This is a genomic window from Blastocatellia bacterium (assembly GCA_016713405.1).
Lineage (GTDB): Bacteria > Acidobacteriota > Blastocatellia > Chloracidobacteriales > JADJPF01 > JADJPF01.
The window spans coordinates 474,506-488,321 of record JADJPF010000004.1; the positions used below are offsets into that span (position 1 = coordinate 474,506).

Genomic DNA, 13,816 nt, shown 5'->3' on the forward strand with positions numbered 1-13,816 from the left:
TAATTAAAAATTAATTGAAAACAAATAATTTGATTAATTTACAGAAAAAGTTTAAAGAACTACCAAACAAAAGTCTAGCGTGTTTTAGGGAAGTTATTACTAATCAAGGTTATTATACGTAATAGAAATGAATATTAGGTAAAACTTTATTTTTGTGAGTTAACTTCTTGGGTTATAAATTTTTCTACTAAAACTAAATTATTTGTTTTAGACCAATCAAGTATACTTACGTTTGGCTGTTGTTGATAATATTCTGTATTAGTATTTAATTCACTGATATATTTACTAGTAATAATATTTAATAAATTATTTTGGTCATAAACTATTTTGCGGATTTTAGTGTTTGATGAAATGTTATGTTCTTGAATTATTTTTTTTAGGTTTAAGTCAAACTCTATTATTTTGTTAGATGATATAGCAAACCCTATTTTACTTGCATCATAGGCAATAGAAGCACCTCCTAAGCCTGTTATATCCCATTTTTCTAATAAAGTGCCGTTTATATTCCAAAGTTCTACACGTCGGCTAGGTTCATTTTCAGATACATGCCATTGTATTAAAGCTAAATCTTTAGCTGTGTAAATAAATTCTATTTCTCCAAATTGTTGGGTAAGCTCTTTAAGCTTTTGACTGCTACTGATATTCCAGATGGATAGCAAAGAGCTAGTTTCTTCTAATGGGTAAAAATTTCCACTTAAACGTTGTTCTAAAACTGGGTGTTGGATAGAAGCTAAAATAAATTGGTTAGGATCTATTGGAAAAGTTACTAGATAATCGTTTCTTTGGTAGGTTGTAATTTTATTTATTAGTTTTCCTGTTTTAGTGTCTAAAATATTTATTCTATTAAGTCCTGTTAAAATAATAAATTGTCCATTAGAAGAAAAGCTTGCTCCAACAAGTCGATTTGGTAATAGATCTTGAGAAATTTGATATATTTTTTCTTTTTTTAGCGAATCCCACACCTCTACTACATCTTCATTAAAATTATGCAAAATAAATAGTTGATTATCTAAAGAAAACTGAGCTTGAAAGCGTCCTGGGTTTTGTTGTGATAAAGCAGAAACATCTATTTCTTCACTTTCTGTTGAAGCAATGATTTTTTCTTGGTGGGACTTAATATCTACTAGGTTAACTACTGAATGTCTTTTAACTATTGTTATAGGGACTTTCCAACCTAAACTAGCAGTTATTTGATAATAGTATTCTCTTAACAATAATTTACTTTGATATATAGTAGTTATAACTATAACTATTGTAAAAATTGTTAGGCTCCAGGTTAGGAAAGTCTTTATGCGTGCTTTTTTCTGCTGTTTTTCTCTTAGATAAGCAGAGAATAGATCTGCAAACTCTAACGCGCTTTTTGGTCGTTCATTAGGCTTTTTAGCCAAGGCAAAAAATATAGCATCTTCAACTTGTTTTGGTATATTTGAAACGACTTCTCTAATTGGTGGAGGCTCATCATTTAGATGTTGAACGGCTAGTTCAAATCCTTTAGAGGAAAAAGGCCGTTTACCAGCTAATAACTCATAAGCAATAATGCCTAAACTATAAATATCAGAGCTAGAAGTAATATTTGGGGAAGAAACACATTGCTCTGGTGACATATAAGGTAATGTTCCAATCATTGCACCAGTTTGTGTTATGTGGTTAACAGTATCTCTTAAAAGCTCAGTTTCTATACCTAATTCTTTTGTTTTAGCTTTTGCATTAGTTTCTGTTCTATCAGCATTACTATTGGATTGGGAGGAATTTTTTTCTTCGCTAGATTCAGTCTTTTTGCTTTTAGAACTAAGTTGAGCAAAAGTTTTGCTTAACTTTGCTGGTTCAATCAACAGGTTGCTATCTTCCTCATTTTCTTGAATTGAGGATTTATTCTCTTTATTATCAATATTTTGTCGGTCAAGTAGTTTAGCAACACCAAAATCAAGAACCTTAATTTTATAACTATCAACTTTTTCTAGCCAGATATTTTCTGGTTTAAGATCTCTATGAATTATACCTAACTCGTGAGCAGCATTAATGGCATTGCACACTTGGGTTATTATTTCTACAGCTTGATTTAATGGCAGTTTACCTTTCTCTTTAAGTAGGCTACGAAGTGTTTGACCAGATAAAAATTCCATTACTAAATAACCAATGGGTTGGTTATTAATTTCTACAAACCCAAAATCCATTACATCTACTACATTTGGATGTTTAATACGCCCAATAGCTTCTGCTTCACGGCGGAAACGTTCTAAAAAACCGCTTTTTGGTTTATCTTCACGAAGAATTTTTATTGCTACATCTCGTCTTAATCCTAGGTGAGTAGCGCGATAAACTGTTCCCATCCCACCTCTACCTAACCTGGACTCAATACGAAACTTTGCTGCTAGGATAGTTGAGCCGGGCATACCTTCTTTTAGCTCAATATTATCTATAGGACAATTTATTAGTATATCTTCATAGCAGTTAAGGCACTTAGGACATTCTTTCATGATTTTATGGGATTTAATTTATGGAATTTAATAAAGTAACTTGTTGATTATACAAGAATAGTAAAAAAGAATGTAGTTAAGAAATAAAAATAGGTATAAAAATTTTATTATAGATTTTAATTTATTGGGGAACAATCCTCATATTTTGGTTGTTGTTTTTGTAGGTCATAACAAAATTCACCTGGAGAACAAGCACTAAAACGTTTGGGATCTTTTATTGTCCAAAGAGTATTGGTTATTGAGTCTATATAAAACCAACGTATGCCAGTCTTAAAGGCATGAGGCTTAAATTCTGAAATAGGAAGTGCGTCCATAAGATATTCTAAAATAACAATTTCTTCGCTACTGTTATTTCCACCACCACTATTACCATTATTAGTGCCACCACCATTAGTGCCACCACCATTAGTGCCACCACTATTACCATTATTAGTGCCACCACTATTTTTAACAGAATTTTCTATGCTTTTATTTGAACTTGGTTTGTTTTGCTTAGAAATTCTACGTTCCAGTTTTGTTGGAACCATGACAAAAGCATAACCACTTTTGTTAAAGACAGTTTTGCCACAGCTTAAAACTTCCATTTTGCCAAATTCTTCACCTACATAACCTGCTGCTGCAAGTTGTCCTGGTGTGGCAAACGAATCATTAGATATATAATAGGTGTAATTTGCTTGGAGAAACGTTTTTAGAGTAGCAGTAGCAGAAGCTTCATTAGCTGCAATTTTAGCAGACATAAGGTTTAAGGTAGCTAAAGAACAAAGAATAAGGACAACTACTGTAACCATAAGTAGCTCAATTAGGGAAAAACCTGAAGAGGTTGATTTAAGGGATTTTAATCTGTTAAAAGCTTTTGGCTTCAAACTCATTTTTCCTCCAACTAGATAGAGTCTGCCAAAATGATGATGTTTTGCTATCTAATTTTTTATCTTTGTTCATATTTGAATCAATACAGTCAACATTTGTTTGGTTAACAGCTTTTTCAAAAGCGTTAGCAAATTCAATAGCTGTTGAAAAACGCTTTGTAGGATCTTTTTCTAATGCCTTAAAAACAACTTCCTGAATATTATTTGATAGATTGGGAATTGTTGGAGGTGATAACCTCATATGTCCCATTGCAATCACAACAGGGCTAACATTATTAAATGGTGGATGACCGCTTAACATTTCATAAACTGTAATTGCTAAAGAATAAATATCTGTTCTTTCATCAAGTTCTTGATATTTACATTGTTCAGGGGATAAATAATAAAGTGTTCCTACTATTTTTCCTGAAGTTGTAATAGTTTTTAGGTAAGCATCATCTTTTGTTCCATAAACAATTTTTGCCGTCCCAAAATCAAGTATCTTAATTTGTTGTTCTTCACTTACCCAAATGTTATTTGGATTTAGATCTCGATGAATAATACCCCGATTATGAATAGCTTGGAGTCCTGATGCTAATTGATTAAAAAACTACAAATTTGTTTAAGTGTTAAATTTTCAGTAGAGATAATTTTATCTAAAGTCTTACCTTCCACAAATTCCATTACTATAAAAGGATATTTATATTCATAAATACCAGAATCAAATATATTGATTATATTAGGATGTGAGACACGCTTTAGTAGCTCATACTCACGGCGAAAAAATTTTAATCTTTCTTTAACTAAGTCTATAGTTAAATCTTCTTGGTCAAAAAAATCTATTAGTTTAATAGAAACAAATTTATTATTTTCAAGATCTAAAGCCTTATAAACATAAGATGATCCACCTTGTCCAATTAAATCCTTAATTTCATAACGCTCTTTTATTAGCTTAAATTTAACGTGTGAGGTTGCGTTTTCCATATTAACTTTTGCGAGAAATTATATGCTTTTTTCTTATAATTGCCTAATGATAGTTTAATAAAATATTATTAGAATATTATCAAAATATTAATAACTTTTATAGGCAAGATTTGCTAAGATTTTCTTATTTTTAACCTGCAAACTTATAACCAATCCATGGCTCAGTTAGAATATACTTAGGGTTTTCTGGATCAGGCTCTATCTTGCGCCTTAGTTGGTTAATAAATACTCGTAAATAGCCGGATTGTTCTAAGGATTTTGGCCCCCAAACTGCTTGTAGCAATGTTTGACGGGTTACTACTTTTCCTGCATTGCTCATTAAATACCTTAAAACATCAAATTCTTTTGGGGTTAATTTTACTTCTTTACCATTAACTAAAACTTGCCTGCTACTAGCATCAATTGTTATATCTCCAACACTTAAAACAGCTTCGGTTTCTTCAATATTATGAGATCTTCTTAAGACGGCTCTCATACGTGCTAATAACTCATCCATGCTAAAAGGCTTAATTACATAGTCATCTGCTCCTAAATCAAGAGCAGCAATTTTATCAAATTCTACACCTCTAGCAGAAAGGATAATTATTGGTACAGCAGAAGTTTTACGTATAGTTTTACAAACTTCAAAGCCTAGCATTCCTGGCATAATTAGATCCAAAATAATTAGATCTGGCATTTGTTTTTCAACCATTTTTAGTGCTTCCGGGCCATTAGTTGCTACTTTTACATCATATCCTCTAGGTGGCAAGCTTGCACTCATTACCCTTAAAATTTGTGGTTCATCATCAACTACTAAAACTGTAGGTTTACGACTCATAAATCTCCTTTTATTGAAATAGCTTGAGCTAGTTGTTGTTTAGCTAAGGGTAGAGAAAAATAAAAAGTTGCTGTTTTTCCTTCTTCAGCTTCTACCCAAATTTTGCCGTTATGAACTTCAATAATTCCTTTAGCAATAGCTAAACCCATACCAGTACCTTCACAATACTGGCTTTGACTTCCACGAAAAAATTTATCAAAAACATGACTCAAATCACTAGCAGGAATACCAATTCCTTGGTCTTTAACAGCTATTATTATTTCCTTGTTTTTCTCTAAAGCAGTAATCTTAATTTCTTTTCCTTCAGGGCTATATTTAGCGGCATTTTCTACTAGATTAGTTAATACCTCTGCAATCATGGCTATATCTACTTGGATTTCAGGTAATTTGTCTGCAATATCTACTATTACTTTATGATTTCGGGTTACTACAGAACAACGTTCTAAAACTTCTTCAACAATTTCTTTTAATGGAATAAATTGTTTATTTGGTTTTACACTATCTCCTTCAATACGTGCCATTTCCAACAAGTTACGTACAATTTTTGTTAAGCGATAAGTTTCTTCACTAATAATTAGGTGAAACTCTTTTAACATATCTTTTTCCCATTCAATATCATCTTGTAAAAGATTATCAACAGAGGCACGAATAGAGGTTAAAGGAGTTCTTAAACTATGAGAAACAGAAGCAAGAATAGCTGTTTTTAATTTATCACTTTCACGCAAGGCTTCAGCACGACTAACTTCTTGTAAAAAATGCGCCCGTTCCAAGGCTAAAGCTACTAAACCAACTATAGCATCAATTGTTGCCCGCTCTGGCATATCAGAAACTAATACCATTACGCCTTTAACACTGTCAGCAACTTTTATTGGAATATACAAAGTTTTGTTAGTTGGTTTTTTTATACTCTTTTTATTTTTTGAAATATAGGTACTAGATACAGGTTCATTAGTTGTATTTACTTCATCCACAATTTGCTTTAATGGAGTAAAAGTTCTTATGCTTGAAGAATCTGAACGCGCGTCTAATTTTTGCCAATCATCATTGTTTTCTTCTTGAAGGAAAATTGCACAATACTTAAATTTAAAAATTTCCTTTACTTGTTTTGCTATAGAAGAAACAGCCGTGACAGAATCAGATGTTGCTAATATCTCTTTACTAAGCTGATAAAGCTTTAATACTTCTTCTCGGCGGCTTTCTGCCTCATAAGCACGTTTACGTAAGGCAGATGATAGCTGACTTGTGATAACAGCCGTTACTAAAAAACCGAAAAATCTATCCAACTTTGTGCTTCAGAAACTAAGAATTTCCCATTATAAAGAAATAAATAGTAATAAGAAAACACACTAAGTATTGATGAGATAATTCCAAATGTTAAGCCACTAATAATAGAAGTAGTTAAGACTACAAGTAATAAACTTAAAGCAATTGTTGCCGGGCCCACAGCAGGAAACACAACACTATAAAATGCAGTTACTACAGCGACCCCACCAAATGTAACTAAATAGCCTAAATAGCGCAATTGTGTTGCACTAGCGTTATTATGTAAGTAGTTTACAAGATCAATAATTGGTGACATTTAAGTTAAAATTTACATTAAGGTTTTGGATTTTTAGTAAAAGTCTAATTATACTTTATTAAAATTCCAAAGGGCTGTTAATTTTTCGTTAAGATTTAAAATGTAGTGGTAATAACAGTAAAAACTTTTTTGTGCGAAGTCAAATATAAATTTTAGAGAAAGAAGAATTAAGGGTAGTTACAACAATTGACTTAAAAAATTATATGTAAGGAATTAATAGTTATAGATATCAATTAATCTGCAAAAAGTCGAATAGGTTTTTCTTTGTCTATTTCTTTTCCTGAAGTAAAATCACGCATCTTATTAATCCAATTTAGATAAAGTGTAAAATCACCTTGAAGCTGTTTTCTTAACTCTTCTGTAGGTATACCTAAATCGTTAGCTTTAGCTTTCAATCGCGCTTCTGCTAGCTCAATTCCGGGCCAGAGTTTACCACCAATAGCTGTTTGAAAACCTCTATCATACTTAAACCCAAATTCAGTAATACTAGGAGGGATCAATTGGTAATTATCATTTAATCCACAACTTGCATAAGGAAAACCTATAGCCCAGTCTAAATGGAAGCCAATTAAGTAGTCTGATGGGTTAATAGAAACCTGTCCATGAGTTATACAATTATTAGCTTTAATTTTGTATTTACTACGAAGTATCTGTGTAAGTAATTTACAAGCATAGATTTGAGCTTCATTAATATCTTCTGGATTAAGCTTGACATTTGCTGACCAATTACCTTCAAAAGCTACCCCAATAAAACTATGATTAAGTCTTACATAAACTGCTTCATCATCTCCCCAAATAGAGTTACCCGAATGATTAGCATAATGTTGGTCACGCACAACTCGGTAAATTTGACCAAATCTATCTATAACATAATTATAAAGTTTTTCTTCTTTTACATATTGAATCAAATTAGAAGATTTTCCCTTTAACCTACTGTTATAGGTTGGTTCAAATGGAAGTAGGTCACTTTGAGTTACATGATATAGAATACCTACAGGATTTTTCTTTTCTTCTGGATAAAAAATAGCTTGTTTTACATCAAAAGGTAGAGCGACTTTCTTTTTTGGAGCTTTACGGCTTAATGCAAAAAAATTGCGCTCTTCTGTCTCTGTTTCATATTGGATTAAAATTCTTCCCCCATTACTATATTGCTCATAATTATCATTTTTTTCTACTAACCAAACGTCGGATAATGTAAAACTTTCTATTTTGTCAGAATTTTCCGGTTGATTAATAGGCCCGTCACCATTGATTGCTACAGGAACAGGTGAAGTAACTACTATTACTTTAGCTTCAGGTTTGCCAACTTGTAAATTTAAGTCAAAAATTCCTGCTTCACGAGCATTTTGATAAACAATTTGGCCTAACATTATAGTAGTTATTGTAATAGCCAGCGTACTAACTAAAAAAACTGGATAACGAACACGATATAACCAATAGACTAATGCTAGTTCACGAGGTTTAGGACTATCAGCAGGTAAAAACTGTAGTAGCTCTTCTAGTATTGCTTTACGGAAAGTTAATTGTTTTAACCAAATAAAACGATCTGTAAGAGGTGAATTAGGATATTTACTAAGAGTGTTACGAAGGAATTTTAATTTTTCTGATGGAATAGTAATAAAACGGGAATATTCTTCCACTAAACGGGTATATGTTGGATCAGGATGTTCTAAAGATTGTCTCACCTGACTACCTCAAAACTAGAATAAAAAATTATAATATTTTTATTGTTTTGGAAAAATATTAAACTTAACAACTATTTTTATTAGTTAAAGTAATACTTCATATAGCTAATGCTAATTATAATAAATCACAGTATTTAATATAATCAAGACAAAAATACGATATAAAATTTTAATTGGTAGAGAATATAAACAATAAAGGAAGCAAAGTTTTATTGCTTCCTTTATTTGATTAAATTTAGATAAATTTGACAACTAGTATTTTTTAGGAGGTTTTTGCACACGAAAAGTTTTGTTTTTTGATGAATCAAATCTATTTTCAGATCTATTTTCAGAAAAGCTTTGGGAATCTTCTCTAGGACTTCTATGTTGGTAAGAATCAGGTGGTCTTGAATCTTCAGTGTCTGAAGGTCGTGGACGAGGAGTAAAAGACCTTCTATCATCACTTGAACTATCTTCTCTAGGTCTAAAACCACCTGGACGAGGAGTAAAAGGTCTTCTAGGTGCATCACCTGAACTAGCATCTTGACCATCTCTAGGCTTAAAGCCACCTGGACGCGGCCTAAAGGGTCTTTTTGGCTTTTGCATTCCTATATAGTTAATTCCTTGTTTATAGACCATTTGATCTTGGCCGTTTGACTCAAGTGTAATTGAAAATTGGTCATAACACTTGATTATTCCTATCATTTTTATTTTTCCAAAATTTACTGCTACAGGAATTTTTTCATTTTTTGCTTTTTCTAAAAAATTATCTTGAACATTAATATCGCTAGCCATTTTAGCTCTCCTTAACTTAAAACAAGGTTAATTTTCGGTTGTCATCTCTATTTTATTTACAGGGTTTTTTGATAACCCAGGATTTGTATCACCCATAATGGCTTCATCGCTGTTGCGTGAGGTGCGAATGTGTTTTTCCATTTGTGCCTGTGCTTGTGCTAAACCAAGCTTACCTACACAGTCCTGGCAAATATAAAATCTTTTACTAGTTAGCTCATCTTTATGAGTAATATGATTATAGGATTTACTTGGATCAAATTTAGTATTACAAACTAGACAATTAGAAAGTCCTACACCAGCATTTTCATCTAGGAGTTTTTGACAGGCTGTAACTAACGATATACTAGAAACTTGTTTTACTGCGCCTGTACGAAATCGCCCTGAAGATTCTTGTGCTGCTTTATATAAATTTGCTAGTAATGTTGTTATTGGTTCTTGATGCAGACGTGAATCTAACCGGACGGTATCTCCTTCTAATTCTGTGATATCCAGCATTTTATCAGTTAATTTTAAGCGGGAATCACGATAAACCGTAACATAAGCTTTGCTAACATCTCCAGCAAAATGCCAACGCAACGCGCCAAATTCAGATAATCCAATTAATTTTGTTAATAATTTTTCTAGAACGTCTTCTTCCATAATTTTTAGTTGATTTTTATTAGAAACAAAACTTGACCAATAAATCACTATAGACAATAAAATGTGATATTATTCTCAACCTACGCTAGAAGCAAAGAGTTTTACCTTTTTTATTCAGTTTTATCTCAATATTTATTCTATATTAAAAGTAACCTTAGCGGCATTTTGCCAAATTTTGAGGAGGTTTGATGAAAACATTAATTAAAAACGGTCGAATTATTACTGCCGTAGATGATTATAATGCTGATTTATTGATTGAAGATGGAACAATTACTATGATTGCCCGAAGTATTGATCTAGCAGCAGATAAAGTAATAGATGCTAATGGTCGTTATGTTATACCTGGTGGTATAGATCCTCATACACATATGGATTTACCTTTTGGTGGGACTTCTTCGTCAGATGATTTTCGTACAGGCACAATTGCTGCTGCTTTTGGTGGCACAACTACAATTATTGATTTTGCTGTGCAATACCAGGGCCAAGCACTTAACCAAGCCTTAGATGTTTGGTTTGCTAAAGCAGAAGGTAAAGCCGCAATAGATTACGCTTTTCATTTAATTTGTACAGATCTACCAGATAGCCGACTCCCAGAAATAAAAGACTTAATTAGACAAGGTGTAACAAGTTTTAAGCTTTTTATGGCTTATCCAGGAGTCTTTTTAGTTGATGATGGAACTATTTTTAAGGCTATGACTACAGCTAGTGAGGCTGGCGGATTAATTTGTATGCACGCGGAAAATGGCGTTGTTATTGATGTTTTAGTAAAACGAGCCTTAGCCGAAGGCCGAACAGCACCAAAATATCACGCACTCACCCGCCCAACTAAAGCCGAGGCCGAAGGCACAGGACGTGCAATTGCTCTAGCTGAAATGGCAAATGCTCCTGTTTACATAGTACACCTTAGTTGTTATGACGCGCTGCGAAAAGTTGTAGAAGGCCGAGATAATGGAATACCTGCTTATGCTGAAACTTGTCCACAGTATTTATTTTTAGATGATAGTTATTATGATCAAGAAAATTTTGAAGGCTCTAAATATGTTATGACTCCGCCACTTAGAGGCAAAGAAAATCAAGAAAAACTCTGGCAAGGTCTTAAATTTAATGATCTACAAGTAATTTCTACTGACCATTGCCCATTTTGCTTCAAGGAACAAAAAGAACTAGGCCGAGATGATTTTTCTAAAATACCTAATGGTGGCCCTGGCGTAGAAAACCGTATGAGTTTAATCTTTAATGGCGGTGTAGTTAGCGGACGAATTAATGTAAATCGTTTTGTTGAAATTACTTCCACCGCAGCAGCAAAAATCTTTGGACTTTTCCCACGTAAAGGAACAATTGCTGTTGGATCAGATGCCGATATAGTTATTTTTGACCCCAATGAAGAAATAATCATCAGCGCACAAAGCCATCATATGAATGTTGATTATAGTTGTTATGAAGGAACAAAAGTCCGGGGTGTTGCTAAAACTGTGTTATCTCGTGGCAAAGTAGTCATTGAAGAAGGGCTTTATATTGGTAGTCCTGGCGATGGTCAATTTCTAAAACGAGGCTTGTTTAACTCGCCAAAATAAATATTGATTAAAAACTTTGTTTAAGGAGAAAAGTTTATATGCCCAGAATTGTTAAATGTGGTTTGATCCAAGCCTCTCATGCTTGTAGCACAAGTGAAAATTTGACGGTGATTCGTGAAGCTAATATTGAAAAACATCTTAAATTTATTGATCAAGCAGCTAGCGAAGGTGTTCAAATCCTCTGTATGCAAGAAATATTCACTGGCCCTTATTTTTGTGCTGAACAAACTACCCGTTGGTATGATTCAACAGAATATATTCCAGATGGCCCAACTACAAAATTAATGCAGGAATATGCTAAACGCTACCAAATGGTTATTGTAGTTCCAATTTATGAAGAAGAAACTACGGGAGTTTACTATAACACTGCTGCTGTAGTTGATGCTGATGGGACTTATTTAGGCAAATACCGAAAACATCATATCCCACATTGCGCCCCAGGTTTTTGGGAAAAATTCTATTTTCGCCCAGGAAATCTGGGCTATCCAGTTTTTAAGACTCAGTATGCTAATGTAGGTGTTTATATTTGTTATGACCGACATTTTCCAGAAGGTGCGCGCGCTTTGGGCTTAAATGGTGCTGAAATAGTTTTTAACCCTTCTGCTACTGTTGCTGGTCTTTCAGAATATCTTTGGAAGCTAGAACAACCTGCACATGCGGTTGCTAATGCCTACTTTGTAGGTGCAATCAATCGTGTAGGTTATGAAGACCCTTGGCGAATAGGTGAATTTTATGGTCAAAGCTATTTTTGTGACCCTCGCGGTCAATTTTTAGCTACTGCAAGCCGAGATAAAGATGAACTTGTTGTAGCTGAACTAGACTTAGATAAAATTCGAGAAGTTCGTAATATTTGGCAATTTTACCGAGATCGTCGTCCAGATAGCTATGGAGATTTAGTTAAAGGTTAGCCGTTTACGGGGAATGTAGAAAAATCTATGTTCCCCCTTAGTAAATACTAGTGAAAGTGCTATGAGTCTAAGAAAATTTATCGGCTATGTTTCTCCTACTTTAAAAGATCCTCAAAAATGTGAAATTTGCGGAAAGCTTTTTACTTGTGGAGCATCCATTTTTGGTTGCTGGTGTACAAAGATAAAACTCTCTAAAGAAACTCTTAAAGAGCTACAAAGTAATTATAAAAGCTGTCTTTGCAAAAATTGTTTAACAAAATTTGCAATAAAAAATCCTGCCTAAATTTTTATAAAGGTTTTCCGTAAAAATATCTTGTGATTCGCTGATATTTCACTTACAATACGCCGTAATTATGAATTATTTTTTATTGATATGGGGGTAAGTGGTAATGACTGCAATATTAAAAGAAATTATCCCTAATTTAGAAACACAAGTAAATTGTCCAGTCTGTTTTGGTACTAATTGGCAAAAAGAAGCACAAACAGGTGTTGTTAGGCGTTGTTTAGCCCCTTTTCATTTAGATAGTAAACTATTAGCTCAAGGTGTGCCGGCTCGTTATCAACATTGTAGTTTTGCTAATTATATGCCAACTAACTTAACAGAAAATCAAGCAAAACAAATTGTTCAAAAACTTGCAAAAACAGTATCTTGCACAAAAGCAGGATTAATTTTAACTAGTGATAAACCTAACGGTAAGACTCATTTAGCTATTTCTTTAATTCGTGCTTTACTTTTAGAAGGAAAAATTTACCCTAGATTTGCTGATACCACAGAATTACTTAAACAATTAGAACCTGTAGAAGGATTTTTTTCAAAAGAACAAAATTATTTGCTAGAAAATACCTGTAAGGCATCTTTATTAATCATAGATGATTTAACTTCTAGCTACTCAGAATCACAAAAAGATAATTTAGAATATATAATTAATCATCGCTACCGTAATATATTGCCCATAGTGATTACTACTAGATTAAATGAAAAAGAGTTTTCTCAAGCTATTAGTCCTGCTATTAGTTCGCGTTTATATGAAATGTGTTCAATAGTTAGCTTAGATTAATTTTGGGTTAAATGAGGATAAGAGCAATTGCCAAGAAAGGGATAAGCTTTTAAGCTCAAAGTTATGAGCTATAAAACTAATATCACTGTTAACTTTTGAGATGTAGACCCTGCTCACATTGTCTACTATCCAATTATTTTTCATTATTGTCATATTGCTTTTGAGCGATTTTTTACAGAATTTGTAGGCATTCCCTATCCAAAACTCTTAAAAGATGAACGATTAGGTTTTCCTACTGTTAATGCTTCAACAAACTTTTTTCACCCAATTCATTATGGAGATGAATTAATAGTTGAAATTATTGTAACTCGTATAGGTAAAAGTTCGGTTATTTTTTCTTATTCTGGTAAAAATGGAGAAGGCAAAGAGTATTTTCTTGCTCAAATCACAGTTGTTGCTGTCTCAATGGATAGTTTTACACCTGTTGCTATACCTGAAAACTACTCTACTATATTTGCTAAATGTAAATAGAAGAT

General features: G+C 32.9%; 15 protein-coding genes. 5 read left to right on the forward strand and 10 right to left on the reverse strand.

What is annotated here, in order from left to right; genetic code table 11:
* Positions 1 to 146: 146 nt before the first annotated feature.
* From IPK14_08390 to IPK14_08435, 10 genes are all read right to left on the reverse strand, one after another.
* Complete coding sequence (locus IPK14_08390; GenBank protein MBK7993433.1) at positions 147 to 2,477, reverse strand: serine/threonine protein kinase; 2,331 nt, start codon at positions 2,475 to 2,477, stop codon at positions 147 to 149.
* A gap of 116 nt (positions 2,478 to 2,593) precedes the next feature.
* Positions 2,594 to 3,346 carry a type II secretion system protein gene (locus tag IPK14_08395; protein MBK7993434.1) on the reverse strand — a complete coding sequence of 251 codons (753 nt, stop codon included), beginning with the start codon at positions 3,344 to 3,346 and terminating at the stop codon, positions 2,594 to 2,596.
* Positions 3,321 to 3,899, reverse strand: a complete 579-nt coding sequence (locus IPK14_08400) for a serine/threonine protein kinase (GenBank protein MBK7993435.1) — start codon at positions 3,897 to 3,899, stop codon at positions 3,321 to 3,323. Before IPK14_08400 ends, IPK14_08395 begins: the two co-directional genes overlap by 26 nt.
* Positions 3,900 to 3,916: 17 nt before the next feature.
* Positions 3,917 to 4,306 (reverse strand): protein kinase, encoded by a 390-nt coding sequence (locus IPK14_08405; GenBank protein ID MBK7993436.1) that lies wholly within the window; start codon positions 4,304 to 4,306, stop codon positions 3,917 to 3,919.
* A 130-nt stretch (positions 4,307 to 4,436) separates the two neighbouring features.
* Positions 4,437 to 5,123, reverse strand: a complete 687-nt coding sequence (locus IPK14_08410) for a response regulator transcription factor (protein ID MBK7993437.1) — start codon at positions 5,121 to 5,123, stop codon at positions 4,437 to 4,439.
* Positions 5,120 to 6,406, reverse strand: coding sequence for a GHKL domain-containing protein (locus IPK14_08415; protein MBK7993438.1), 1,287 nt, complete (start codon positions 6,404 to 6,406; stop codon positions 5,120 to 5,122). Before IPK14_08415 ends, IPK14_08410 begins: the two co-directional genes overlap by 4 nt.
* Positions 6,382 to 6,702 carry a DUF4118 domain-containing protein gene (locus tag IPK14_08420; GenBank protein ID MBK7993439.1) on the reverse strand — a complete coding sequence of 107 codons (321 nt, stop codon included), beginning with the start codon at positions 6,700 to 6,702 and terminating at the stop codon, positions 6,382 to 6,384. Before IPK14_08420 ends, IPK14_08415 begins: the two co-directional genes overlap by 25 nt.
* A 233-nt stretch (positions 6,703 to 6,935) precedes the next feature.
* Entirely contained in the window at positions 6,936 to 8,387 is a 1,452-nt protein-coding gene (locus tag IPK14_08425; GenBank protein ID MBK7993440.1) for an N-acetylmuramoyl-L-alanine amidase, read from the reverse strand.
* Between the two features lie 252 nt (positions 8,388 to 8,639).
* Complete coding sequence (locus tag IPK14_08430; protein ID MBK7993441.1) at positions 8,640 to 9,161, reverse strand: RNA chaperone Hfq; 522 nt, start codon at positions 9,159 to 9,161, stop codon at positions 8,640 to 8,642.
* A gap of 27 nt (positions 9,162 to 9,188) precedes the next feature.
* Positions 9,189 to 9,800 carry a hypothetical protein gene (locus IPK14_08435; GenBank protein ID MBK7993442.1) on the reverse strand — a complete coding sequence of 204 codons (612 nt, stop codon included), beginning with the start codon at positions 9,798 to 9,800 and terminating at the stop codon, positions 9,189 to 9,191.
* 188 nt (positions 9,801 to 9,988) lie between these two features.
* Here IPK14_08435 and hydA point away from each other — a divergent pair, with 188 nt between their 5' ends.
* The 5 genes from hydA (at position 9,989) to IPK14_08460 (ending at position 13,811) form a co-directional block, all read left to right on the forward strand.
* Positions 9,989 to 11,374 carry a dihydropyrimidinase gene (gene hydA / locus IPK14_08440; protein ID MBK7993443.1) on the forward strand — a complete coding sequence of 462 codons (1,386 nt, stop codon included), beginning with the start codon at positions 9,989 to 9,991 and terminating at the stop codon, positions 11,372 to 11,374.
* 38 nt (positions 11,375 to 11,412) lie between these two features.
* Positions 11,413 to 12,282, forward strand: a complete 870-nt coding sequence (locus IPK14_08445; protein ID MBK7993444.1) for an acyltransferase — start codon at positions 11,413 to 11,415, stop codon at positions 12,280 to 12,282.
* Between the two features lie 61 nt (positions 12,283 to 12,343).
* The gene (locus tag IPK14_08450; GenBank protein ID MBK7993445.1) at positions 12,344 to 12,565 is read left to right on the forward strand and encodes a cysteine-rich CWC family protein; all 222 of its coding nucleotides are present in this window, start codon (positions 12,344 to 12,346) and stop codon (positions 12,563 to 12,565) included.
* Between the two features lie 106 nt (positions 12,566 to 12,671).
* The gene (locus IPK14_08455; protein ID MBK7993446.1) at positions 12,672 to 13,340 is read left to right on the forward strand and encodes an ATP-binding protein; all 669 of its coding nucleotides are present in this window, start codon (positions 12,672 to 12,674) and stop codon (positions 13,338 to 13,340) included.
* 117 nt (positions 13,341 to 13,457) lie between these two features.
* Positions 13,458 to 13,811 carry an acyl-CoA thioesterase gene (locus tag IPK14_08460; GenBank protein MBK7993447.1) on the forward strand — a complete coding sequence of 118 codons (354 nt, stop codon included), beginning with the start codon at positions 13,458 to 13,460 and terminating at the stop codon, positions 13,809 to 13,811.
* The last annotated feature ends 5 nt before the right edge of the window (positions 13,812 to 13,816 follow it).

Bases quoted from the DNA above. Each gene is read 5' to 3' on its own strand.
- IPK14_08390 (MBK7993433.1), bottom strand. From the start codon at position 2,477: ATGAAAGAATGTCCTAAGTGCCTTAACTGCTATGAAGATATACTAATA.
- IPK14_08395 (MBK7993434.1), bottom strand. From the start codon at position 3,346: ATGAGTTTGAAGCCAAAAGCTTTTAACAGATTAAAATCCCTTAAATCA.
- IPK14_08405 (MBK7993436.1), bottom strand. From the start codon at position 4,306: ATGGAAAACGCAACCTCACACGTTAAATTTAAGCTAATAAAAGAGCGT.
- IPK14_08410 (MBK7993437.1), bottom strand. From the start codon at position 5,123: ATGAGTCGTAAACCTACAGTTTTAGTAGTTGATGATGAACCACAAATT.
- IPK14_08420 (MBK7993439.1), bottom strand. From the start codon at position 6,702: ATGTCACCAATTATTGATCTTGTAAACTACTTACATAATAACGCTAGT.
- IPK14_08430 (MBK7993441.1), bottom strand. From the start codon at position 9,161: ATGGCTAGCGATATTAATGTTCAAGATAATTTTTTAGAAAAAGCAAAA.
- IPK14_08435 (MBK7993442.1), bottom strand. From the start codon at position 9,800: ATGGAAGAAGACGTTCTAGAAAAATTATTAACAAAATTAATTGGATTA.
- hydA (MBK7993443.1), top strand. From the start codon at position 9,989: ATGAAAACATTAATTAAAAACGGTCGAATTATTACTGCCGTAGATGAT.
- IPK14_08445 (MBK7993444.1), top strand. From the start codon at position 11,413: ATGCCCAGAATTGTTAAATGTGGTTTGATCCAAGCCTCTCATGCTTGT.
- IPK14_08450 (MBK7993445.1), top strand. From the start codon at position 12,344: ATGAGTCTAAGAAAATTTATCGGCTATGTTTCTCCTACTTTAAAAGAT.
- IPK14_08455 (MBK7993446.1), top strand. From the start codon at position 12,672: ATGACTGCAATATTAAAAGAAATTATCCCTAATTTAGAAACACAAGTA.